This is a genomic window from Planococcus sp. ANT_H30, assembly GCF_008369335.1.
GTDB classification, from domain to species: Bacteria; Bacillota; Bacilli; order Bacillales_A; family Planococcaceae; genus Planococcus; species Planococcus kocurii.
The window spans coordinates 85,539-108,722 of sequence record NZ_VOBJ01000010.1; the positions used below are offsets into that span (position 1 = coordinate 85,539).

Below are 23,184 nucleotides of genomic sequence, written 5' to 3' on the forward strand. Positions count from 1 at the left end.
AGGATGCATCCATTAAAATAGTAAATCGATAAAAAATTAATCATTTAAAGTCAAATTCTCCCTAAAATAGATATTTCGCTTTCTAGCTGTTACGACCTTAAAGACCCTAACGCCTAGCAATAAGAACATAAACGCCCCAATTAATCCTACAGGCCTGATTGAAGTTAGTTCAGCGGCTAATCCAATTAAGATAGTTAGAATAATAATAAAAAATGCTTCAACTATACCGAATAAACTGCTAAACCTCCCCATCATAGATACCGGTACAGTATTTTGATAAAAGGTTAAATAACCCGTGTTTGCAAAAGTAATAGCAAATCCAATAATGAACGTTCCAAGTGCAGCACTAACAAACCCTTGTGCACTGTAGAGAGTGATATAACCGACTGCAGTAAACACAGAGCCAGCGCCTATTAACAAGTTGACTGTTAATTGTTTGGAAAAAATGGTGTTTATTAGTGAACCCAAAATAATCCCCGTTCCAAATATACTTAATAGGAATCCATAGTTAGTGTCTGATAAACCAATAACTCCTTTTGCAAAAGCCGCTTCTAATGAATCGAGGGCAGTCATAAATATCGTCATTCCCACAAAAAAAAGATACACTTTCAACACAAATGGGTAGGTTTGGCTAAACTTGTAGACTACATCAAAATCAGCTTTTATTAGTTTCCAAGAAAGCTTTTCCGTTTCCAATAAGACTGTTTGTGTATCAACATTAGGTAATAATAAAATGATGAAAGCTGACAATATTAAAGCCACTGCGTTTATATAAATAGCCGTGTCAGGTGTCCCCATCCAAAACAATAGACCAGCTATTGCAGGTCCAGTTAATGTTCCGCAAGAATTAATAAAGCTTCTTAACGCATTAAATCGTTGACGATCCTTCTCTGGTATGAGTTTGGTCATATACACCATTGACGTGGGTTCAAACATGGCACTTCCCATATTAATGATAAATACGATGACATAAACATAGAACAGTGAAGGAAGCATAGGGATTAATGCAATACATAAAGCACGTGAAATATCTAACCCAATCATAAATTTCCTCGTATTAATTCGGTCGATCAGGCTACCTGCCCATGAGTTCGAGCAAATAGTCGCGATCGGTCCTAAAATGTATAGCCAAGCGATCGCTAGAGGAGAACCGGTTTCATTCAGGATAATTAAGTTCAAGGCAATCAGATAAACCCAGCTGCCTATATTTGAAATACCGATACCACCTAACAATAAAAAAGAGTACTTCCAATTTTTCATCGTAACCGCTCCTCCACTGAATTTTAGCTAAACAAAAAATCTCGTCCCCAAGACAATTGTCTTGGGGACGAGATTGCTAAAATCGTGGTGCCACCCCTATTTGTTAATACGTCACCGGATTAACCTCATTCGGTACGGCCAAAAAATGGCGATTACCTAGCTCAATAACGGGAGCTCCCGTCACAACATCCCCTTAAATGCAGGTTCCTTCATGATGCTCAGAGGCTTGTTTCAATAACGCACTTCTACTCCTTTTCACCAATGGGAGCTCTCTAGAAAAAGTGTTTAGCTATCTACTGTTCTCTTCCATGCTTTTCTCATTTATAATTTCCATAATATTACCACAACTTTATTTAACTAGTAAATACCAATTTTATGATAATTTCTGATACTGATGAATCGAGATGTCTAAAAAAATTGCATCTCTGCATCAATATAAAGACAACTGCTCTAAAATCCAAATGAGAGACTGATTTTTTCTATTCTCTATCACAAACCATTCTGAAAAGCATTTTGGAATAACAGGAGACAAAGTGTTTGTTAAGCCTTATCCCCTACATGGAAAGCTCACTTCATTCGGGTCAGTTCCTACGTATTCAGCTATCCCTTCTATAAACCATATGGGATAAGTAGCTGGATTTTGTACTTTTTGAGAAAATACATAGTGAGTATATTCATGCAACAGCATCTTCTGAAAAGCGTACAAGGCAATTTTATCTTTTGCCAATATAAGTTCCTTATTAGAATTATGAAAAGCTAGTACTTTATCGAAATCAGAATAAAATCCATCTATATTTTCAAGTTCTGAAAATCCTCTTAATTCCTTGAGATCTTCAAAGACGAGTAGATCCACCGGTGCTAATCGGACTTCACCGAAAAGTTTTTCGTTTTTGGCAATAGCTAAGTCTAATGTTTCTTTCGTAAGAGGCAAAAGAGCGGCGAAATTTTCTTCATAGTAAATAGAAATGTGTTGATGATTTTCATGCACAGAAATTTCTTTTATCCGCCTTTCACTTTCTCCGTTCGCATTTTGTGTCAGAAGGGCTTTCACTGATTGAACATATGTAATGTTTGGATCAAGTGTTTCTTCTAAGAACTTATGCAAAAACAAGCTTCCACCTAGCAAGACGAGAAATGCGATGAAAACAAAACTAGCTGAAATAAGAAAGAAAAATCTAATCGGCTTTTTCATACAATCCACCTCCTTTATAGGAACAACTTCATCGCTCTACAGGTTTTCTACAGCGAGGATGCTGATTATTTTGAAGAGCATATGTATTTCCTCGTAAGAACGTGTTGTCTTATTTTGTCGCCGCATAAAAATTGTAAACGGATGCTAAGTTACGCTGGATTCCTTGCGTTCCCTTCCACTTTTCATATTCGCTCGGAACAACAAAGTTCGCAACAAAATCAGCTAAAAGAATATCGGCATTTTGTGCATCTTTTACAGCATCAATCAGCATGGATATGTACTGAATCATTGTGTCAACCTTTTCAGTGGTACCAATTTGTCCATGTCCAGGCATTAGTACCTGTATGTCTATCTTTTGGATTTCTTTTAAAATAGTTAAAAAGTTATCTGGTTGAAAAATTGGTAGATGGAGCTCTTCGGTTACAATATCGCCCATGAAAGCCGCTTGCTCTTGCGGAACGTACAGAAACGTGTCACTCGGTGAATGCCCTCCACCTAGGCAGTATAATTCAGCATTTCGTTCTGTTCCTGAAATAATCACTTTTCTTTCAAAAGTAAAAGAAGGCAGAACGAGCTTTAGCGTAGGAAGCTCGTCAAGCAACTTAGTCATTTCTAAATATTGATTTGTTAAGCTCTGTTGGATGATTTCGTTTTCCTCAATGGATATTTGTAATTTTAGGTTATGTAGATATTGCGTGGTTTCTGTAAGTTCAGTTTCCATATCCCCTATGGCGTTTTTTTCTTTAATCCATTCTTTAGTTACCTCAGTAGAAATAATCACTTCTTCTTCAAAAATCTGATTGCCAAAAATGTGATCGCCATGATAATGGCTGTTTACGAGGTATTTCACTTTCTTTCCAGTCAATTTCTCAGCTTGCTGTCTTAACTCTCTGGCAGCAGAAGGTGTATTAAATGCATCAAATACAAGAAGCTCAGTACCTAAATCAACAAAGCCAGCGTTACTGAATGCGCCTTTACCTGGTTTTGCGATGGCTGCAAAAACACCATTAGTCATTTTCATTAAAGTGAAAAATTCAGTATCCATTAATTTTTTCATCGTTTTAATCCCCCCCTGTAAATTTTGGTGTAAACATTCAGGTTTCTATTCTAGCGTTGCACTTTCTATTTCTCTTTCCTCTAAACTACATCTACTAGATTAAAAATTCCAATTTAATTTTTAATCTAGTATTTGTATTTATACGATAGCTCAATCTTTTCAAGTAATAACTAAAATTTTTTTCGGAAAATTTGCACTCTCTTAATTTTTATGTGTATAATCAGGTTAATAAAAGTTAACCGGTTAAGAAAGGAGTTTTCGAAATGGAACAACAATCAATTTTTATTCTGGAAACGTACGAACAGTTAAAAGTCATTAGTGATCCGCTGCGCACTAAAATGCTCATTCATTTAGTGGAACAGCCTCACACGGGACAGATGCTGGCCCAGGAACTCAACCTTTCGCGCGCTAAAGTTCTCTATCACCTCCGAGAATTGGAGAAGTATGGCATCATTCAGCTGGTCCGAAAAGAAGAGTGCGGAGGAAATGTCCTGAAATTCTATCAGGCAGTCGCCAGAGGGTTTATTCCGGCGGATCATCTGCTCACGTATGTGGAATCCAAAGAAGCTACACGCCAGTCGTATCTGGAAGTCATTGACCGGGCGAAAACCCGCGTGTTGACGGCTCCGGACGAATCCTTCGAACTGCATTCTTCTCACGTAGAAGAATGGAATAATCTATCGCTTCAAACCGAATTTACGGTGAGTCAGAAAAAATTTGTGGAATTCACCCAAAAATACCGCGAACTCTTGAAGACATTGAAAGAAGAGGACGATCATCCCGACAAACAGCATTATTACCTGATGTCCACGGCTTTCCAGATCGACGAGTTGCTCTTTAAAAAAGACAAGTAGGCGGCGGAAAGGAGAACTCCCATGGCAATCGACCAAGCAGCACAAGTAACTGCAAAGGAAAAACCAGTTCCAAGTTTGTTCAGCAATCGTTCGTTTGTTTTCCTGTGGCTTTCCAGTACCGCGTCTTTCCTAGCATTATCAACGTACTTGTTTACCGAACAATGGTACATCATCACCGTTCTGGAAAAAGAGAGTCTGCTGGGCATCGTCATGATGGCGACCATGGTGCCACGGATCTTGTTCATGACGCTTGGCGGTGTCTGGGCCGACCGGTTCCGTCGGTCGCGCATCATGCTAATCTCCAGTTTCGTGCGTTGCCTGTTGGTGCTGGGCATGATTTTACTGCTGCAGCTCAGCTTGCTGGAACTGTGGCCACTTATTCTTTTTGCTTTGTGTTTTGGAATTGTCGATGCGTTCTTTTCACCGGCAAATACGTCGCTCCTGCCATCGGTCGTGGCGAAAGAGACGCTTCCCCGGTCGAATTCTTTCATTCAAAGTTCCAATCAAATTGCTCTTTTTTCCGGTCCGATGCTGGGCGGTTGGATTCTTTCGTTTGGTTCGTTCAGTCTGTTATTCGGAGTCATTGCCGGTTTTTTGCTGCTGACATTTCTTTTCTCTTCACTCATTAAGGAGGAAAAAAGAACGTTAACCACTAACAGAGCTTCTACAAAATCCGAACTGAAGGAAGGATTTTCGTATGTATGGAGCATGCCATTTCTAAAAAATATATTGGTGATTTTAATCTTTATCAATTTCTTTTTTTCGGTCCGCTACTGATGGGGATTCCGTTACTGGTGGATAGTGTGCTCAAAGGAAAGGTACTGGATTTAAGCTTTCTTCAAAGTTCTTACCAAGGTGGAATGTTGGCTGGTGCCGTCATGGTAGGTGTGCTGAATTTGCGAAAAAAGCAAGGGTTAACCATGCTGGTGATGATTGGTGTTTTAGGTATTTTCTTAACTTTACTGGGTCATATCAGTTTTCTGTGGCAAGGAATTCTTTTGCTTTCGCTCATGGGCATTCTGTCTTCTTTTATTAATGTTTCGCTTATTTCAACGATTCAAGCCCAGACAGATCCAACTAAAATCGGGCGTGTTATGAGTCTTGTTAATGCCTCTTCAAACGGACTTGTGCCTTTGTCTTATGCATTTGTGTCATTAGCACTTGTGATGCAGTTCACCATTTCCAGTATCATGATGGTATGCGGTTTGCTAATTCTATCGATTTCCTCTATCTATCTCTTGCGCTCTAACATTATTAAGAATGTAGAATAGAAGTGAGCATACTTTCTCGTTCAATGTTTCTCAGACCAATAATTGAATAAGAACTTGGAAAAAGACCTGTTGCACTTCTATTGGCATTTCAGATTTATCCTTAAAGGAAACTGTACAATTTCATTAAAAAAGAAGCGATGATGTGTAACGTATAAGATCTTTTTCCCTTAAGACTTAATCCCTATAAAAGAATAACCTGGCCATCTATACACCTCAAAATTAGATTGTGTTTCTACTTATTAATAAACCCTGTAAATCGAGGCGGATTTTAAACAAGTAGTCTGTTCCAAGCTTATTTTCTTGCTCAACTTTTTTTCATACTGTGTGAAACTCAGAAATTCTACATTATATCCACTCATGACCGTATTCACGAATGAACTTAACTTCCTTTTGATAATGCTCGACGTGGCCTTCTAGTATCATCTTTTGAAAGGCTAGATCACCTTCATTCGCTTTTCTTGCTATTGTTTCACATAATCCTTCTAATCGCAGCAATACCATTTCCAAAAACGTTTCTTCTATATCCTCCCCATAAGATTCAAAAAATAACTTTATTCGCCGTTTTATGCGATCAGCATCTGTTGAAGAATCATAATAACCTTCTCCCTTATCTGCTTCGGCTAAATTATACCTACTTAAAGGGACACATGTATAAACGGTATATGCTATGTCCCAAAGTCTCGGGCCAGGACCAGCATTATCAAAATCAATGATACCAACCGGTTTTTCATGATTGAAAATAATATTGTATATGGCAAAATCATTGTGGCACATCACTTCATAATTTGGGGGAGTATTATCCAACGATTGCCAGCTGTCATCAAATGAAAAATTGCTTACTGAATCATGATAAAGACGTAGCATTTTCGCTATCTTTTGCAGCACTTCATCTGACCACATATACTTTTTTACTGGATAATTACCAGCCTCTCCTTCAATAAACGTTAAAATCTCTTTCCCCTTGTTATCTATCCCTAAAAATTGGGGTGACTGACGGAAACCTGTAATCGCTAAATGCTTTAAAAGCTCATGAATTTTAAAACTTTCTGGCTTTAACTTTCGGTGAACTGTGTCTCCATTACGATAGACATCCGAAACGTTTCCTCCAACTAGTTTTTCTTCACCTTGATAATTGGGCACGCTCAACTCCTCCTCAATTTTACTTCCCTTAAATTTGACTTGAATTATTCCTATTCAAGTAGTTCATAACCTTCGCAACACGTTCTTCGATTGAATAGTCACCCTCGATTCTTAAAAGTGGACAAGATAATTCGGCCATCCATTGTTCATGCAAGGCTTTGCTTCTGACTTCCATGCCTGCATGGTCATAAAGGGATGCCCACTTCAGAAAAACTTGCGATTCCTCGTATCTACTGCCACTAGGCGAAACCGCATTTCCGTACCGTTCTATTTCCCGCTCTTGCAACCTTGCTAGCCTGACTTCTGATGGAATCCATAAGAAAATAACTAAGTTGAAATAAGGCACAAAGCAGTTTCCCCAGCCAGCTACAGCGCCTGTCAGGATACATTGATCATCTCGCGACAAATCCTCCTTAAGCATTTCCTGTCTTTCAAGTGTAGACCTTTGTTCAGTGAATTTGGTTTTCCAAAAATAATCATCCGTATCCAAGTGGGTATATGGCAGGACGTTTGCTAACGAGTTGCCAAGTGTCGTTGTTCCTGATCCTGCAGCCCCCATGATATGAATTTTACTATTCATCATTTCTCCTCCCACATAAGAACTTGGAAAAAATACATTTTAACATCTGCTCTTTCGATAATCTGAAAATATGTAAATTAAATAAATAGGATCAATCTTCATGTATTACAATAAATTTGAGCTCGTTGACTCCTTATTCAAAGACAACCAAACATCTATAACTTCTTTAATTGAAAAATCAATATATCCTGAAATCTGTTGGAATGAATACACTTCCAGTTCTTTTAGTAAATCTTCCTGACTATATATGAAGTCTTCAAGAGTTTCTTCTTTAAACTTTTTTAAATCCTCCAATTTGATTTCATCTATAGCGCTTTTGAAAAGAATGTCTTCGACTAATTCATCCTTCAGATACCTGCAGTTAAACCATTCAATTAGTTTCCCGTTTAATTTTCTAAAGTCGTTATGCCATCTTTCCAACAGCCTTGGATCAGCATCTACACGATTTTTGAAATTATTTTTGAAATAAACCTGCTTCATCCATACATCATCGGAAATTAGATGCGTCAAGTAGCCAAGCGCATATTCATTTAGAATTTCAGTCGGGTATTTTTCGATGAAGCGCTTGTAGTTCACAAATCTTGTCCCATCCTCCAAGCTTCCCTCAAAAAAATGCGAATCCGTTTTTCGTTTTCTAGTAAAAGCTGCATCCGGTGAAATTGCACCCAAAAGAAAAACTTGCTTATTTTCAATTGGTAATTTTTTTGATACTTTATCTGCAATGATTAAGTGCATGATTCTTGATCCCATCCCTACACTCCTTACTTAACATTAAATTCTGTATATCATTAAGAAAATTCGTTACAGACTATGCATTCTTAAAAAATCCTCGAGAAAAGGGCTAACGCCACCTTTGCTTCATTAGGTTATTTCGTTCTGAAATTAGCCGCTTCCAGAAGAATTTCTTGATAAATTTCATTCCACTTCGGGTAGTATAAACCAACTTCATTGATTGGAGCGAATATTCTTTGTGAGGATTCATACTCCGCTTTAAAGGGATGCAATGTCTCGATATTCATTCGATAAAATACTTGGTACCCGACCTTAGGATATTTCCCATTTTCATCCCAAATCAAATTTTCAGAATGATCCACAATGAGGTGTCCTAGCAATTGATAATCCCCTGAAACATATCCCTCTTCCATCGCTTCTCTTTGAAAACAATCCTGTGGAGTTTCATTTTCTTCAATATGTCCTCCAGGGAAATCCCATCCACGATGATTCAATTCGACTAAGAGCAACTGACCTTCATAAAAACAAAAGCCATGCACACTAGTTATTAACTGATAATTAGGAAGGGAATCATTCGCTTCCCAAATTAATTTAACTGTGGCTTCTCCCCATCTGACATAAGACGTGGTCATATATCCAATCCTCCTTTCTAGTATGAAGTTAAAATGTTCAACTTGTATTGACTTAAAATAGCATTTCTTTGTTCGTTCTTATATTCTTGTGTCGGTAACCTTTCACTTTCATCCTTAATGTAACTACAATAAGAAGAACTGGTGATTAATTAGCAAGCAATTCTGACTACTCCCCATTTTGGTAGAGTTAAAAAGGAAATTGATCCAAAGTTCATAAGCTTCAGAACCATATCCTCCATTCCAGTATTCTTTATCGTAAATGACAACTCCCGTCTCGAGTCAGTTCGTATTCTTGTCTATCCAATATGCCCCACATAGCCCATAACTTTTTCTTCAGTTCTAATTACTAGAGAAGCTGGAACTCCTGATGATTTTTTCTTCAGTCAAACAGTATTTCCAATATTTCTTCTGTATCACATACTGTAGTACGAATCATTCCATTTTTTGCCTCCTGCTTTTTTCTTCAAATCTCCAAAAATACAGTTTGTTCAAGTTTTCTTTCGTGTTTTTAACTAAGTCGATTTTAGCTCCAATTAGTTCAACCATAAAAAGTTAGTCACTCTACCGGAATATTGTTTAAAAATTTAACGAAAAATATTTTCCTTCTCTCCATTTTCTCTACCAGCAGAAATTGAAAACAGTTATATCTGTTCGAGTATTAAACTTACAATTCTAGCTGCCGATTGAGATCCATCTACGACGAAGTCAGCACTTGGCTTTACTGTGGACAGCATCTCCAGATAGCCCCTTCTCCCTTGTGAGGTATAGTGTTTCATCGCTTCCATAATCTCTTCTGTAGAGCTATGTTGGAAGTCCCTAATCGTTCGACGTGCAAATGCAATATCCAAGGGTGTATCGATAAAGACGGAAAAACTGATGAAAGAATGCATGTCAGCATGCCGATAGGAAAACGGAAAATCCAATACAATATAATCGAAAGGTTCCGTCAACAATTTTTCCAAGTCCTTTACAAAAGGAGAAAGATTCCATTCATTATAATCATTTCCACGATTTAGCCAACCTATTACATTTTCAGGGCCCTCTAAATCATACTCATCGAAGTAAAGTGCTTTAGAATTTGATAATCTTTCATTCAACTTTTTAGTAATTGTTGTTTTTCCGCCACCAGAAATACTGGCAATGGCAATAACAATAGGGTTTTTTGCTTCATCCATACAACCACCTCTTTTTACAGTTATTTCTGATAACTAGAATACGATTCATTTACTATATCCAATTTTTCTATTTTAATCCAGTTACCGCCCGAAATAATAGTATAATGAAAATACTTTATTATTTATTAGTAGAAGCGTACAGATTTTTGATTTACCGATGTGGACTTATAAATTGTACATAGTATTACCGCAATGACTACTTTTTCATCACAACCCAATCAGGATGCTTGAGTTTCAAGTAAAGGAGAGAGAAAAATGCAGAACTATAAAATAACTACACAAGATGGAATAGCGAATTACTATGAATACGGGGATGCTAAAAATCCGAGCATTGTTTGCCTTCATGGACTTGCAGGAAATGGGTTGTATAGTTTCGATGAACTTGCCTTTCTTCTTGAAGAAAATTTCCACTTAATTGTAGTGGATAGTCCTGGACATGGAGAGACTTCTTCTTTTTTAAATGAAGATGATTATCTTTTTTCGAATTTAGCAACATGGCTTCATCAAGTGATTGAAAAAATTATTTCCGGATCTTTTTATCTTATGGGGCATTCTTGGGGCGCAGATATGGCGCTGCATTTTACACGCTTTTATCCAGAAAAAATTGAGGGTCTGATCATGCTTGATGGCGGTTTTACTTTCCCGCAAAACCAGCCCGAAATGACATTTGAATATGTCTATAAAGGGTGGAGAAATTACATGGAACAGTCGGTATTTGCAAATGAAGAAGAAATTTCCCAGGAGTACCTGACGTATACAAACCGGTGGGATTCACGCAAAGAGAAATACGCTGCGTCCCTTTTTAAAAAGAGACAGGATGGAAACTTTGAATTGGCAGCATCGACTTTTACCGTTCTCGCTATTATCAAAGCATTTTTTAAAGAGCCTTTTACAGAAGTCTATCCATTTATCAAGATGCCAACACTCTTGCTTTATGCAGAACTTCCTAAGAGCTTGAACGCGGCAAGAGTGACAGGGATTGGTCAGCTGCGAAGCAATGTTGAAAATGTTTCAGTAATAGCTATAGGTGGTTCGTCACATATGATTCAATGGGACGAACCACAACAAATCGCTATAATTATCAGCAAGTGGATCATGGGGGAAGGTTGCGCCATATTTCCACCTTTTACGGTCATTTAGTCTCTGACAACTGATGCTAGGTTACTTTACATTTATCGAAGAAGCTTTTACTCATTTATATGTAAGGTAATGATTAACCGATTCCAAGTAAGCTTCCAATTTTTCTGTTGAATGCGCTTTTGATAGACTGCAATACGCTCTTTATTTGCCGTGAAAAAAGGAGTCGGTCTAACCGTTAAGCTAATTACATCTATGATTCCATGAGGGGCTATTAATACTAGGTTATCGTTTTTGTCTAATTTAATTCCTAGCGCGGTCGCAGTTTCTGGGAACTTTGCTATTGCGTCAATAGCTGAACTATAAGGTGCTACTCTATTTCTACTATGCATCCGTGCCTGATTCTTTACGGACCATGGCACATTAGGAAGTAAACTTACTAAGGTGCTTTCTAGTTGTTTTTCTATTTTTTCATCTAAATTTTCAGCATCATAATAAATTACATCAATATCCCGTAGAGTAGTTCTTTCACCATATCCATGCAAGGTATCCCAGACTTTCGAGCGAATAAAACCCGCACAAATCCAGCTATCAGGAAGATTTAATCCCTTCACCGTTTTAAGTAGTTTCATCATCCATGCGTCTTTTCGTATCAATTCAATAATATCGTTCTCACTTTTAATCACGGACTTCTCTCCCCTTCCACAAGTATTTACTATTAGCCAGAGAAAAAAGATCATCAGGTGGTCGTCTTTACAGTGTAGCTATAATTATATCAAAACTTTCGGAATTATAAGTCTTTAAAAAATCTATATTACGAGTAATCTTAATAAAGAATGGAGGCAACCAGATGATAGATTATCGAATAATACCCACAGAAAATTTTTCTGAAAAAATTGGGGAACTTGTTTCCATGTTGGAACATACGAGAGAAGTTACGCTAAATGAGATTTTTGATTTAAGTCAAAGAGATCTGGATTATTTATCCGATAAAAGAGGGAATTCCATCGGTTCTCTTTTGGCCCATATTGCATCTATTGAATTTGTTCATCAAACTATTTCAAGCGAAAATAGAGATTTGACAGAAAGTGAATACATAAAATGGAGAACTTCTTTAGAACTTGGAGATACAGCTAGAGTGGAGATCCAAAAAAATCCTCTTGTTTATTATTTGAACGAATTACATCAAGTTCGACAAGACACTTTAGCATTACTAAAATCTAAGCAGGACAGTTGGTTAGCAGAAGAAAAAATATGGCCTAGTGGCACTCTCTATAATAATTACTATCTTTGGTTCCATGTCATGGAGGATGAGATTAACCATCGCGGACAAATTCGAACAATTAAAAGATTGTTAAAAAGTAAAGATTTTAATTATTAGACTTGATTCCCACAAACAATAAAAATTTCCAAATCAGCTAGATTTACTGTTTAAAAAAAGTTGTATATAAATTTGGACAAATAAGCAATTGAATGCATCATTTTTCTAGCGAATCTTCTATCTTCTTGTTTTTTATGACACAATTTTTTGGTATATTATTCCTCAATCATCTAGAAAAATTTACTAAGAAATGCTATAGTCAACAGGATCAGAAATTTCACTAAACGAGCCAGTGCTTTACAAGGAGGCGTTTATTATGACAAACAAAATTACCGTTTCCATTAATGAGTACAAGGGGATAGCGCCTAATTAACATTATTTCGCATTCCCCGAAAATCGAAAGGGGAAAATTATGAGTATAGAAAATGTGAAAATCGTCGAATTGACTGCAGAAAATTGGTATGACTGCTGTGAATTAGAGGTAGCAGAAGAACAAGTACAATACATGGAACCAAATGCTGTATCAATTGCTCAATCGAAGTTTGAAACTAGCTTAAAACCTTACGCCATCTATACAGGTGAGAAAGCAGTCGGCTTTTTGATGTATAACTCTATTCCGGAGGAACTTGACGGTTATTGGGTATACCGAATAATGGTGGACAAAGCCTTCCAAGGTCAAGGAATTGGGAAAGCTGCAACTAAATTAATGATTGCTGAGATGGCCAAATCACTGCATGCCACAAAAATTGTCGTCGGCTATCATCCAGACAACTTGAATGCCCATAATTTATATGCAAGTTTGGGATTCGAGGACCATGGAGATCGGTTCGGCAAAGAAATGGCTGTTGTAAAACAATTAGTCGATTAACGAATCAAAAAAACGATTTTTGGATGCATACAAGATGAGACCGTATTGCGCAAATGTCCGAACGATTAATCGAACGTTCCTCGATAAACTTTTTGTGATCTAGTTATCGTAAAAAGCACTCGCTATTCGAGACATTTATACACCCTGCACACGAAAGCATAAACGCCCAACCAGTTCCCTGGTTGGGCGTTTTCTTTTTGAAAGCAATCCACTAGAATTAAGAAAATAGTTCTTTATCTGCAGAAACCTGACGGTAAAGTGAGAAAACCTCTTCATTTTCCTTCTCCCACGTTAAATCTCTCTGCATTGGAATCGCATAAGCTGCCTCCATGTCACTCACAAGAGTAGCCAACATTCGTTTTTTCCGATTTGTCGGATACGCTCCCTGCTTGATTACTTCATAACGTTTCGTATAGTACTTCAACATCATTCTACATACTCCCTCAAGTAAAAAAATGGCCGTGCTATCCGCTATTTCTTCGTTTAGCCTTTCAGTATACCGGAGTATTTCATATCTTTATATTAAATATACTCATACGAACTCCAGATAGCTACTTCTAAACAGTGAAACGGGTACATATGATTTGATCCTAGACATAAAGCAAGAGAAAAGCACTTTAACTTCCTCCCTTCCTGATATTCAATCCTAGATAAAACGTTTCTAGCGTTTATTATCAAAATAAGAGTTAGTTCGTGCACTTCGCTAAATTTCTTCCTTACATTTTTTCAGGTGCTTTGACTCCCAGTAATCGTAACCCTTCCTTTAAGACAATTGTTACTGCTTGAACCAATGCTAATCTCCCTTCTTGCTCAAGATCTTCGTTTAGTATTTTCACGTGGCTATAATAGGTGTTAAATTCTTGTGCCAGTAAAATTAGGTATTTAGCAATTTGTGAAGGTTCAGCATGATCAAAGCTTTTTGCAATAATTTCTGGGAATGCAAGTAATAACTTTACGATCGGCCAACTGTAGTCATCATTTAACCCCACTGGATTGAGATGATAACTATCAATGCCAGACTTGGTTAAAATCGAACGAGCTCTTGCATGCGCATATTGAACGTATGGACCCGTAGCACCTTCAAATTTCAGCATTTCTGAAAGCGAGAATTCTATATTATTTTGACGTTCGTTTTTTAAATCATGAAAAATGATAGCTCCAACTCCGACCATTTTTGCAACCTCGTCCTTGAAAGCCAAAGTCGGACTTTTTTCAGCTATATTTTTCTCTGCCAGTCCAATTGCTTCTTTGATGACTTGCTCCAGTAATACTACTGTGCCTTTTCTAGTGGACATCTTTTTCCCATGCTTCAAGATGAAACCAAAAGGAACATGGATCATGTCATTTGCCCATTCGTATCCCAGTTTTTCCAGCACAAAAAACAATTGTTTAAAATGCAGTGTCTGTTCTTGTCCTACTACATAAAAGGATTTATCAAATTGATAATTTCTTTTTCTGAAAACAGCTGCTGCTAAATCACGGGTGCCATATAGTGTAGCACCATCTGATTTTCTAATTAATAATGGCGGCAAGTTATAGTTGCTCAAATCAACAATGTCAGCTCCATTTGACTTCACCAACAATTGTTTTTCCTCAAGCAACTTCACTATTTCATTCATTTTATCGTTATAAAATGCTTCACCATTATAGGAATCAAAATCAATATCTAATAATTTATAAATTTTAGCGAATTCTTGAAGCGACTCGTTTCGGAACCATTCCCATAATTTTCTCGCTTCCTCATCTCCGTCTTCAAGCTTTTTGAACCACAGTCTCGCGCTATTTTCCAAGGCCGGATCTGCCTCAGCTTTCTCATGGAACTTAACATACAGCTTCAACAATTCACTAATGGGTTCATTTTTTACATCTGCTTCTTTCCCCCAAGCTTTATAAGCAACAATCAATTTACCGAATTGAGTTCCCCAGTCACCTAAGTGATTGATTCGAACTGTTTGGAAGCCACATTTTTCGGATATGTTTGCTAAAGAGTTACCAATAACAGTTGATCTAAGATGACCCATAGAAAAGGGTTTCGCAATATTTGGAGAAGAGAAATCTAAAGTCACAACCTTTGACTGTCCCATATCAGAAGATCCGTATTCAGTGCGCTTATGTAAAACTGTTTTTATCGTTTTTAAACTGACAACAGTTTTGTTATAAAAACAGTTTACATACGGACCTTCCGCCACTACCTTTTCAAAAAAAGGATGGGAAACTTTTTGTGCCAAGTCTTTTGCTATTTCTACTGGAGACTTTTTAAGTAGCTTTGCCAATGTGAAACAGGGGAAAGCTATATCTCCTTGTGTGCTATATTTTGGTTGTTCAATCAATTTCACAACCTCATTAAACTCCAGTATTCCGCTCAAACTTGAAGCAATTTCATCAGCGTAAGTTCTCAATAAATCCATACAATCTCCCCCTTTTTTAGATAAAAATAAAAAAGCCCGTCTCTGTATATGTTATACAGAGACGGGCTTTCCCGCGGTACCACTCTTATTGTCCAACTATTATGGACCGGCTCAACATGATAACGGGATATCCCGACAATACCCTACTAAATTATTCAGGCAGTTTCTTAGAAGTGCGCTTCATCGTAATAGAACCTATCAGGCTTTCACCATCCCTGACTCGCTAGTGGATCTAATTACAACTACTCTCTTCATCATAGAATTTACATATTTTTCAATTAGCATACCCTACTAATTTCCTTAAGTCAAACTCCTTAAAGAACAGACCCTATTTATTATTACTTTCAAATAGCTAACTCAGTAAAAAGGAAGCTTTTTTAGTTGCTTTTGCCTTCTGCAAATTTCCAGATTGTCCTTGACTAGTTTCGACTACTCTGGCTTTGAGATGAGAAGAATAATAGCTTTCTCTTCTCATAGATTAGCTTTTATCATACTGTTTCTTTATATAGACTCGTTAAAACTAATGATTAACCAATACAAAACTTGTAAAAAGATGAATTTCCAGCAAATCATCAGTCAAAATCTATTTCTTGCGATATAATAAAAATATTCAGTTAGTTTCTTCAACACAACTAGACTATAAACAGATAATAGAATAGATAGATAAAAGGAGGCATTAAATGAAAAGAGTAACTACACTTCTCGCACTGTCGTTCGTTTTTTTGAGCGCCTGTGCAAATGATGTTGAAAAATCAAACTCTATTTCTGCTGTTGAATTAACAGAGAAAGAACGTGCGATATTGACAACTACTTCAGATAAATCATTTGTTTTCGATTTCAGTATTAATAGTGAATACAAAGAGGTATCTGTATGGGTTGAAAAATACCAATCAGGTACATTGATTGAGGAGATAGTTGGTTCTCTATCTGCAGAGGCAGAGGGTAACGGTACTATTATTTTTGCAACCTCCAAACTAGAGAACGATGGTGAAAAACAGACGTTTAATATTGGAATTAGTAGTAACGGTCATACAGGTTCCGTAAGTAATATAGAAATTAATCCAGAAGATTTGGTTGATATGGCAAGTGTTTGGGGACAACTTGAAGGTGAAAAAAAGTCGATTGACGATGAGTTGGTATTAGCTAATATTAGTTATTCAAATGATCAAGTTATAAGTAGTCTATCTACTGATTTTTTTAACGATGTTGAAAATCACATAGATGAACTAGCACAATATGATCTTGTCTACCTTCTTAAAGCTGAATTTAAAAAATAAAGATATAAGCGTCTTTCTCTTGAGAAAATGCTTAAGCTCTTACTAGACAAGTGTACATCCTAGTAAAAATCACTTCGTATACGCTTTAATCCATAAACGCCACAGCTCTATGACAAAGTGAGCTGTGGCGTTTATTCTATTTCTATAGATTTTCAAATAAGGCATAGCCTTTTGATAAACTTCATTTCTTCAATATCGCCTACGCTATTTTCTTAATGATATTACGTTTACTGAAGCTTAAATGGCCTCTCTTTTTAAACAGTAACCTTTTAGAAATCAGTTTATCAATAGCAATTTCTTTCCTACTTCCCAAAAGAAGAAAGAAATTTAACTCGATCTCCCATTGGCGGGATGTTGTTATCAACCAATGCAACCTCTAAAATTGCTGGACCGTTTAAATAAGTTAATGCATTTAACACATTTTGAGATAAATCTTCAAAGCTATCTACACGGAAATTCGGGATATTTAATGCTTCAGCCATTGCTGCAATATTGACGGGTTCTTGTTCAAAGGATGGATGTGAACGCTTGTATTGCAACGTATGTCCCTGATATACCATCCCTAAACGCGCATTATTCATTACGACGAACAAAATAGGCAATTTATATTCTTTCGCAGTTAAAATTTCCATCCCGTGCATAAAGAAGCAACCATCTCCTGTGATGGCAACTACCGGTCGATTGGGTTCAGCAAGTTTCGAGCCAATTGCTGCGCTTAATCCGCTTCCCATTGCACCAAAATGTACGTTGATATCGAACGTGTCTTCCTCCAACACTTCCATGTCATGGATTACATAAGCCATAAATTCTCCGATATCTATCGTATATCGAGTAGAAGTTGGTAAGAATTCCTGTAACTTCCGTAAGACATTCTTTGTATTAAATTCCTCTTCTGTATCAGCGGATGACTCTCGTCCAATTGCCTTCACAGTTGTCGGTCGCTCTAGTCCTCTTGCTTTGAGTTCTTCAATTAGTTTAGTTAAACCCTCTGACATATCTCCATGTATTGGAACATCAACCGGATACTTTCGGTTAAAAACGGTAGAATCAAAATCAATTTGAATGACGAATCGGTCTTTTGCCAGATTTGGGTTATAATTACTTGTCGCTGTTTCACCTAAACTTGATCCCAGAACAAGTAGTGTTTCTGCATCTCCCTCATTCACTAACAAAGACGTATCATCTTTTCCGGCGAAACCAAACACTCCAGAAAATAAAGGGTGGTCTTCTCGGAAAAGCCCTTTTGCCACAGGTGTTGCAACAATTGGCCAATTGAGCAATTCTGCAAGTTCTAGTACTTGCGCTACCGAATTACGTACGCCTTGTCCCGCAAAGATAAAGCCTTTTTTCTTCTGCAGCAAATGATCAGCTACTTGTTTGACTAATGTCGCATCTATAGGTGGATGTCGCTCTATTTCTATCTTTGGTATAGGAAGTTTTTCGACATTCCCCATTTGCACATCTATTGGCATCGCAACATGAACCGGTCCGGGTATACCAGAAAGGGCAATTTGTGTCGCTTTTACAATCTCATCCAATAAATTCGCTGAATCCAAAACCGTAACACTATACTTGGTTATAGGTTGAAAGAGTGCCTGAGCATCGAGTTCTTGTGAAGCATTTAGTCCCATTGTGCTGACCGGCACTGCCCCAGTAAGAAACAGAATGGGCAAATGCTCCCGCATTGCATTCGCAGCTCCTGTCAATAAATTAGTGCCTCCGGGGCCACTACTGCCGATGCACACACTCAGCTGCTGAGAATATTTTGCATAAGATGCTGCCATATAAGAGGCAGCCCCTTCGTGTTTTGTGACAATTGGAGTGATTTCTGGAAAATCTAAAAGCTGATCATAAAAAGCATTGACCGAACCTGCTGGTATTCCAAATACGTACTTAACACCATTTTCCTCTAAAAATTCCAAAACATTACGAACCGCTTTCATACCAAACCTACTCTCCATAAACATTGATAGATACTGTAAATACTTTTAATTTTATCAGCCTGCTGAAGTAGCACTCTGAATGTGCCACAGTTTTTAACTATTACATTTTGTTATTCGTTCGTCTCAATGCCTTCTGGAAGCTAATCGAAACGATAACAACTCATCATTCAATTGTTATTGGTATCTAAAAAATTCGTATCTTTTTTAAACCAAAAAATTCTGATGAATCTTCTTGTTCTGCATTCCTATTACTAAAAGGATATTCTTCGTTGTAATGCCCGTAACTGGCGATACCTTTTTCTGCTCTTACGTCTTTTTTAAGATGTGTGTTCCAGCATAAAACCTCCTCGCCACTTTAATTACTTTTAATTTAGAAAATTCATTTATGTAAAGTTTACCATAAATTCCATTAGAGGAATATACAGTATTAAAAAGAAAATCTCAGTAAATAATAGTAGTCCAGATTCATTCATACAAAAAGAAAAAGCTCTTATTTGAGCTTCTCAGACTGTAGACAAAGTCTATAAAAATGAATAATAATGTATAATTTAACCGGTTGTCAGCATGTGACTCAGATTAGCGAGAGTAACCAACGAATCTGCTTTTAATCAATACTCTCTCAAGGATTCGGAGTGCAATGCGGCGAAGAGCAAAGAGATGCTCCTGTATCGCTGCGCTAGCTTCGTCGCAAAGACTTGTCCGCGGAAAGCGTCCGCATGGAACGCAGAATCCTGTATCCCCAAGATGAATCGACTATTTATTCTTTAACTAACATAAAAATTCATTTGTCTGCAATCTGAGAAGCTCTTATTTGAGTTTCTTTCTTATTGCTCAAAATGTTCTTCCACCCATCGAATTAAATCCTCAGTTATTTCTTCAAAAACTGTATGATTAATACTTTAGCCTTGATTGCCATTCAGTAACAAAATAGGATGAACACTTTTTTTACAAATCGGATTATAAAAGGTTAACAAGGATAAGTGAATTTCGCTTAACTTGAGTAAATCGTAATTCGGTTTCTTCCTGCGACCTTTGATGTAAACAATGCCGAATCCGCGAACCCGAAAATTTCGGTTACCGAATTTGTTTGTGCTGGATATTCTGAAATTCCAATAGATACTGTAATGGTTTTATTAGGTATGTAGTTGGTCTTTTCAACTTTTCCCCTAATCTTTTCTGCCACATTATAAGCACTTTGAGAATCGGTATGGGGAAGAAGTATAACAAACTCTTCTCCTCCATATCGAAAACAAACATCATTTTTTCTTACAACTGTACAAAGTGTTTCGGCCATCATTTTTAAAACCTTGTCTCCCACTTGATGTCCATACGTGTCATTAACGGACTTGAAGTGATCGATATCCAGCACCAGTAGAGAGAACAACCGGCTTTCCGCTGACCAGATGCTTAAAACTTCGTCCAGATTTCTCCGGTTCAGTAGTCCTGTCAACGAGTCGGTCTGTGCAGATTGAGTGAGTTGCAGATTATTTTTTTCGATTGTTTCAAAAGCCAAACCCACACTTTTGGTTAACAGGTCCGCTTCCCGGTTCCAATGAGCTTCTGTCAGAACTTCCTTTTCCGATTGGAAAATCGGTTTTCCTTCAGCTAATCGATTTACGAGAGTGCCCAGTCGATTAAAAGGAGCTGCTAACTTTCGCGCGATCAAGATTGACAACAGAAGCAAAAACAAAAACGGCACCAACACCTTCATTAGCAATTGCCGGAGCTCAGTTAGCAGTAAATTCTCAACAAATGAATACGGAGTTTGCTGCACAATTCCCCATCCTGCTTCTGGAACATAACTATAAGCTGATAGCATGGAAACTCCTATGGCATTTTCCGCAATCTCTGTTCCACTTTTTCCCTCTGCTATTTTACGTACCAGTGAATGTTCATAAAAATTTTCACCAATCCGCTGGCTTTGTGGATGAAACAACAATATTCCGTTGGGGCCAACAACATAGTAGTGGGAACCACTAGTATCACTCGCCTCATTATCAAGAATCTGATTCAAGGCATTTTCTTTTTGAAGATAAATGGTTCCTCCGATCATCCCTCTATAAGTTCCATTATTCGAATAGATGGGTTGACTCATCAAAACTAGTAGCTGATTCGAGGGACCCACATAAGGTTTAGTCAGCATGGGCACTCGTGCATCTAAGACATCTTTAGTAACACCAGAGGTTATTTTTGTTCCTTGCAATCCAATGCCCCCTGGACTGTTAACTCGGATAACTCCCGTTTCATCAACCCACGATAAAGAGTTGAAATAGCCACTGCTGACTCTTAAAAGCTCTAGTTGCTCCTGGATTTCTGGATCAGTCATCTCCTCATGGTCTTCCAAAAACTCTGCGGTAGATTCTAAATGGGTTCTCATCGAAATAAATAATGAGTCGACAGAATGGCTCATCTTTTTAGCCTTGGAAAAATTAAGCGCCAAGTAAGTTGATGTTAAGGACTCTTTATTCGAATGATAAGTCGAAATCGTAAGAATCAAAAGAGTTGATATCACAGAAACGGAGACAAGTAAAGATAACAACGTTGCTAAACTTACTTTTCGAGTAGTGAAAGTTTTTCTCATTTAATATACTCCTTAATAACCTATAAAATAATTATTTAAAAAGACGTAGTTTTATTGAGAGCGAAAAATAGCTGTTAAAAAATACGTCCTAAAGAAGTCCACTTTTCCGTGAATTGGTCATGATAATTTCATCCGACACCAAAAGGTCTTTCTTTTCTTTTTTGTAGTCCACGAGAAATTTTATGCGCATTTTTCAACATACATTTCTATTATTTTCATGTACTAGTCTTGATTTACACATGGTGAATATCCCCTTATACTTCAAGGTAATTATACCATTATTTACCTCAATATCTTAAATATTCTTTTCTCATATCTAAAAAGGGATTTTAGTATATGATTACTTTTTAAGAAAAGAGAAAAAAGAGGTGCTTTGAAATACCTCTTCTCTCCTCTCTTATTTACACAGCTTTCAATAAGCTGCGATATGTTAAATTTCATCCATTCAAAAATACAGTTTTAAATTCTTAAAATGCATCTTTTGAAGGGATTACTCCCCCTAATAAATCCATTTTCTTTCGAAGTACTTCTGACTTCTTTAGAGTAAGGGTCTTGAATATATCTTAATTAGACTTATGGTACATTCAAAACCTAGTTATTTCTTCAATTAACTCCATATTACTCAAGTTAAACTGTACTCTTCAAAATCTAAGAACAACTGGATAAGATTTTCAAACAACGTGCGTTGTACTGAATTCTGCCAATCTTCTTCCACATCTGCCATTAGCCACATGACTTCATCAAGGAAAACATGTTCCAGTGCTTTTAGCCAATTCGCTTTCTCCACTTGAGATAGGATCACAAATTCCCCGTACCCTAGTAAAAACAGGTGCCACTGCTGTTTTGTAAAAGGTCGATCTGGCGCAGAGACCAGTTCATTGTGAAATAACAACAGGACCAGCGCCAAATCAAAAATTCGCGGAATCCATCCAGCATTATCCGGATCAATCAAATAAGGCTTTGGCGTATAGACAAGGTTATTCGCTTTAAAATCATGCGGTGTTGCAACGGAAATAAGGTCTGCTTGCTTCAGCTCTGCCTGTTGACGAACCGCTTGCAGAAGCCGGACTTCTAATTTTGGATTTATCGTGATGCCGTGTGGAGCTGCATTTTGCACAATGTACTGGAAGCTCTCTGTGACTTCCTCTTCCGTGAAATCAAATACATTGTAGATATCCAGTTCAAATTCATTATTAACAGGAGATAGCGCGTGAATTCTTCCAAGCAACCTTCCTGCTTCTTGGATTTCCCAATCCTTCCCTACATAAGACTCTCCATGAATAAACGGATAAACAACGTAGGTTTCTTCGTCGAAAGTCCTCGGGTTTTCTACAGGAATCTTTGCTGGAATAATCACCTCAATGCCTTGTTTGTTTATTGTTTTTGTATACTTCATGAGACGATTCGCTTTCTGAATTGGATGTTGCGTTTTTTTGACGATAAAGTCGCCTTCAGGTCTTTTTAGCCGGTAAACTGGCGAGAACGGATAGATACTGATTGGCTCTTCTTCTAATTCAAAACCAAAATTCTTTGCAATTGTTTTAGCTTTCATTAAATTCTGCCTGCTTTCAGTTTAGTCTTTTTCACGTGGACTGTTTCCAGCATTTATCTTATTCGAATATGTATATGATTATATTACCAATAAGCAGAAAATTTAGAAACGACAGTTCAAAAGTTATTATGCAAGTTACACAGCGTTTAATGTGAAATAAGTCAAGCGCTAACTATAAGGAATTTTGACAACACAAAACCAAAGATCAACTGGAATAAAATTGAAATCGACAATCACAGAACAGTAATGAAGGCATTTCTCCGC

The 23,184-nt window shown here is 37.3% G+C and carries 21 protein-coding genes and 2 other annotated features; of the genes, 7 read left to right on the forward strand and 14 right to left on the reverse strand.

Annotated features, from left to right (window positions below):
- Positions 1 to 36: 36 nt before the first annotated feature.
- The 3 genes from FQ085_RS16095 to FQ085_RS16105 all read right to left on the reverse strand — a co-directional run bounded on the left by FQ085_RS16095 (position 37) and on the right by FQ085_RS16105 (position 3,509).
- Positions 37 to 1,260 carry an MFS transporter gene (locus FQ085_RS16095; RefSeq protein ID WP_149457142.1) on the reverse strand — a complete coding sequence of 408 codons (1,224 nt, stop codon included), beginning with the start codon at positions 1,258 to 1,260 and terminating at the stop codon, positions 37 to 39.
- A 60-nt stretch (positions 1,261 to 1,320) separates the two neighbouring features.
- Positions 1,321 to 1,578: a binding site (T-box leader), on the reverse strand.
- Positions 1,579 to 1,807: 229 nt separating this feature from the next.
- On the reverse strand, positions 1,808 to 2,452 hold the full coding sequence (locus tag FQ085_RS16100) for a hypothetical protein (protein ID WP_149457143.1): 645 nt from the start codon (positions 2,450 to 2,452) through the stop codon (positions 1,808 to 1,810).
- 109 nt (positions 2,453 to 2,561) lie between these two features.
- Complete coding sequence (locus FQ085_RS16105; RefSeq protein WP_058385405.1) at positions 2,562 to 3,509, reverse strand: MBL fold metallo-hydrolase; 948 nt, start codon at positions 3,507 to 3,509, stop codon at positions 2,562 to 2,564.
- 263 nt (positions 3,510 to 3,772) lie between these two features.
- Here FQ085_RS16105 and FQ085_RS16110 point away from each other — a divergent pair, with 263 nt between their 5' ends.
- Genes FQ085_RS16110 through FQ085_RS18390 form a run of 3 tightly spaced genes read left to right on the forward strand, consistent with a single transcriptional unit; the run spans position 3,773 to position 5,634 of the window.
- A complete protein-coding gene (locus FQ085_RS16110; protein ID WP_149457144.1) occupies positions 3,773 to 4,363 on the forward strand; it encodes an ArsR/SmtB family transcription factor in 591 nt (196 codons plus the stop codon).
- Positions 4,364 to 4,384: 21 nt separating this feature from the next.
- Entirely contained in the window at positions 4,385 to 5,140 is a 756-nt protein-coding gene (locus tag FQ085_RS18385; protein WP_262499831.1) for an MFS transporter, read from the forward strand.
- 26 nt (positions 5,141 to 5,166) lie between these two features.
- Positions 5,167 to 5,634: an MFS transporter gene (locus tag FQ085_RS18390; RefSeq protein ID WP_262499832.1), complete on the forward strand. Its 468-nt coding sequence runs from the start codon at positions 5,167 to 5,169 to the stop codon at positions 5,632 to 5,634.
- Positions 5,635 to 5,979: 345 nt separating this feature from the next.
- Here FQ085_RS18390 and FQ085_RS16120 read toward each other — a convergent pair whose 3' ends face one another.
- The 5 genes from FQ085_RS16120 to FQ085_RS16140 all read right to left on the reverse strand — a co-directional run bounded on the left by FQ085_RS16120 (position 5,980) and on the right by FQ085_RS16140 (position 9,893).
- Positions 5,980 to 6,774: a phosphotransferase gene (locus tag FQ085_RS16120; protein WP_149457145.1), complete on the reverse strand. Its 795-nt coding sequence runs from the start codon at positions 6,772 to 6,774 to the stop codon at positions 5,980 to 5,982.
- A gap of 28 nt (positions 6,775 to 6,802) precedes the next feature.
- On the reverse strand, positions 6,803 to 7,354 hold the full coding sequence (locus FQ085_RS16125) for a P-loop NTPase family protein (protein ID WP_058385409.1): 552 nt from the start codon (positions 7,352 to 7,354) through the stop codon (positions 6,803 to 6,805).
- 105 nt (positions 7,355 to 7,459) lie between these two features.
- Entirely contained in the window at positions 7,460 to 8,104 is a 645-nt protein-coding gene (locus tag FQ085_RS16130) for a zinc dependent phospholipase C family protein (protein ID WP_149457146.1), read from the reverse strand.
- 116 nt (positions 8,105 to 8,220) lie between these two features.
- Complete coding sequence (locus FQ085_RS16135; protein WP_149457147.1) at positions 8,221 to 8,718, reverse strand: NUDIX domain-containing protein; 498 nt, start codon at positions 8,716 to 8,718, stop codon at positions 8,221 to 8,223.
- 641 nt (positions 8,719 to 9,359) lie between these two features.
- The gene (locus FQ085_RS16140; RefSeq protein ID WP_149457148.1) at positions 9,360 to 9,893 is read right to left on the reverse strand and encodes a nucleoside/nucleotide kinase family protein; all 534 of its coding nucleotides are present in this window, start codon (positions 9,891 to 9,893) and stop codon (positions 9,360 to 9,362) included.
- A gap of 255 nt (positions 9,894 to 10,148) precedes the next feature.
- Here FQ085_RS16140 and FQ085_RS16145 point away from each other — a divergent pair, with 255 nt between their 5' ends.
- Positions 10,149 to 11,033, forward strand: a complete 885-nt coding sequence (locus FQ085_RS16145) for an alpha/beta fold hydrolase (RefSeq protein ID WP_058385414.1) — start codon at positions 10,149 to 10,151, stop codon at positions 11,031 to 11,033.
- 47 nt (positions 11,034 to 11,080) lie between these two features.
- Here the strand turns inward: FQ085_RS16145 and FQ085_RS16150 are convergent, their stop codons facing one another.
- Positions 11,081 to 11,656, reverse strand: a complete 576-nt coding sequence (locus FQ085_RS16150; RefSeq protein ID WP_237150158.1) for a nucleotidyltransferase family protein — start codon at positions 11,654 to 11,656, stop codon at positions 11,081 to 11,083.
- Positions 11,657 to 11,820: 164 nt separating this feature from the next.
- Here FQ085_RS16150 and FQ085_RS16155 point away from each other — a divergent pair, with 164 nt between their 5' ends.
- The gene (locus FQ085_RS16155; RefSeq protein ID WP_149457149.1) at positions 11,821 to 12,351 is read left to right on the forward strand and encodes a DinB family protein; all 531 of its coding nucleotides are present in this window, start codon (positions 11,821 to 11,823) and stop codon (positions 12,349 to 12,351) included.
- Positions 12,352 to 12,703: 352 nt separating this feature from the next.
- Positions 12,704 to 13,159, forward strand: a complete 456-nt coding sequence (locus FQ085_RS16160; protein ID WP_071154060.1) for a GNAT family N-acetyltransferase — start codon at positions 12,704 to 12,706, stop codon at positions 13,157 to 13,159.
- 217 nt (positions 13,160 to 13,376) lie between these two features.
- Here the strand turns inward: FQ085_RS16160 and FQ085_RS16165 are convergent, their stop codons facing one another.
- Positions 13,377 to 13,589 (reverse strand): hypothetical protein, encoded by a 213-nt coding sequence (locus FQ085_RS16165; protein WP_058385418.1) that lies wholly within the window; start codon positions 13,587 to 13,589, stop codon positions 13,377 to 13,379.
- A gap of 286 nt (positions 13,590 to 13,875) precedes the next feature.
- Positions 13,876 to 15,567: an arginine--tRNA ligase gene (gene argS / locus FQ085_RS16170; RefSeq protein WP_149457150.1), complete on the reverse strand. Its 1,692-nt coding sequence runs from the start codon at positions 15,565 to 15,567 to the stop codon at positions 13,876 to 13,878.
- A gap of 54 nt (positions 15,568 to 15,621) precedes the next feature.
- Positions 15,622 to 15,834, reverse strand: a binding site (T-box leader).
- A 413-nt stretch (positions 15,835 to 16,247) separates the two neighbouring features.
- Here argS and FQ085_RS16175 point away from each other — a divergent pair.
- Positions 16,248 to 16,844 (forward strand): hypothetical protein, encoded by a 597-nt coding sequence (locus tag FQ085_RS16175; protein ID WP_058385420.1) that lies wholly within the window; start codon positions 16,248 to 16,250, stop codon positions 16,842 to 16,844.
- A gap of 302 nt (positions 16,845 to 17,146) precedes the next feature.
- On the opposite strand, the gene FQ085_RS16180 is transcribed toward FQ085_RS16175, so the two are convergent.
- The 3 genes from FQ085_RS16180 to FQ085_RS16190 form a co-directional block, all read right to left on the reverse strand.
- Entirely contained in the window at positions 17,147 to 18,787 is a 1,641-nt protein-coding gene (locus tag FQ085_RS16180) for a thiamine pyrophosphate-binding protein (RefSeq protein ID WP_149457151.1), read from the reverse strand.
- A gap of 991 nt (positions 18,788 to 19,778) precedes the next feature.
- Positions 19,779 to 21,368, reverse strand: a complete 1,590-nt coding sequence (locus tag FQ085_RS16185) for a sensor domain-containing diguanylate cyclase (RefSeq protein ID WP_071154055.1) — start codon at positions 21,366 to 21,368, stop codon at positions 19,779 to 19,781.
- 622 nt (positions 21,369 to 21,990) lie between these two features.
- Entirely contained in the window at positions 21,991 to 22,920 is a 930-nt protein-coding gene (locus FQ085_RS16190) for an aminoglycoside phosphotransferase family protein (RefSeq protein ID WP_149457152.1), read from the reverse strand.
- Positions 22,921 to 23,184 lie beyond the last annotated feature (264 nt).

Excerpts from the sequence above, each read along its gene's own strand:
- FQ085_RS16095 (WP_149457142.1), bottom strand. The coding sequence starts at position 1,260 with ATGAAAAATTGGAAGTACTCTTTTTTATTGTTAGGTGGTATCGGTATT.
- FQ085_RS16100 (WP_149457143.1), bottom strand. The coding sequence starts at position 2,452 with ATGAAAAAGCCGATTAGATTTTTCTTTCTTATTTCAGCTAGTTTTGTT.
- FQ085_RS16105 (WP_058385405.1), bottom strand. The coding sequence starts at position 3,509 with ATGAAAAAATTAATGGATACTGAATTTTTCACTTTAATGAAAATGACT.
- FQ085_RS16110 (WP_149457144.1), top strand. The coding sequence starts at position 3,773 with ATGGAACAACAATCAATTTTTATTCTGGAAACGTACGAACAGTTAAAA.
- FQ085_RS18385 (WP_262499831.1), top strand. The coding sequence starts at position 4,385 with ATGGCAATCGACCAAGCAGCACAAGTAACTGCAAAGGAAAAACCAGTT.
- FQ085_RS16125 (WP_058385409.1), bottom strand. The coding sequence starts at position 7,354 with ATGAATAGTAAAATTCATATCATGGGGGCTGCAGGATCAGGAACAACG.
- FQ085_RS16130 (WP_149457146.1), bottom strand. The coding sequence starts at position 8,104 with ATGGGATCAAGAATCATGCACTTAATCATTGCAGATAAAGTATCAAAA.
- FQ085_RS16135 (WP_149457147.1), bottom strand. The coding sequence starts at position 8,718 with ATGACCACGTCTTATGTCAGATGGGGAGAAGCCACAGTTAAATTAATT.
- FQ085_RS16140 (WP_149457148.1), bottom strand. The coding sequence starts at position 9,893 with ATGGATGAAGCAAAAAACCCTATTGTTATTGCCATTGCCAGTATTTCT.
- FQ085_RS16145 (WP_058385414.1), top strand. The coding sequence starts at position 10,149 with ATGCAGAACTATAAAATAACTACACAAGATGGAATAGCGAATTACTAT.
- FQ085_RS16155 (WP_149457149.1), top strand. The coding sequence starts at position 11,821 with ATGATAGATTATCGAATAATACCCACAGAAAATTTTTCTGAAAAAATT.
- FQ085_RS16160 (WP_071154060.1), top strand. The coding sequence starts at position 12,704 with ATGAGTATAGAAAATGTGAAAATCGTCGAATTGACTGCAGAAAATTGG.
- FQ085_RS16165 (WP_058385418.1), bottom strand. The coding sequence starts at position 13,589 with ATGATGTTGAAGTACTATACGAAACGTTATGAAGTAATCAAGCAGGGA.
- argS (WP_149457150.1), bottom strand. The coding sequence starts at position 15,567 with ATGGATTTATTGAGAACTTACGCTGATGAAATTGCTTCAAGTTTGAGC.
- FQ085_RS16175 (WP_058385420.1), top strand. The coding sequence starts at position 16,248 with ATGAAAAGAGTAACTACACTTCTCGCACTGTCGTTCGTTTTTTTGAGC.
- FQ085_RS16180 (WP_149457151.1), bottom strand. The coding sequence starts at position 18,787 with ATGAAAGCGGTTCGTAATGTTTTGGAATTTTTAGAGGAAAATGGTGTT.
- FQ085_RS16185 (WP_071154055.1), bottom strand. The coding sequence starts at position 21,368 with ATGAGAAAAACTTTCACTACTCGAAAAGTAAGTTTAGCAACGTTGTTA.
- FQ085_RS16190 (WP_149457152.1), bottom strand. The coding sequence starts at position 22,920 with ATGAAAGCTAAAACAATTGCAAAGAATTTTGGTTTTGAATTAGAAGAA.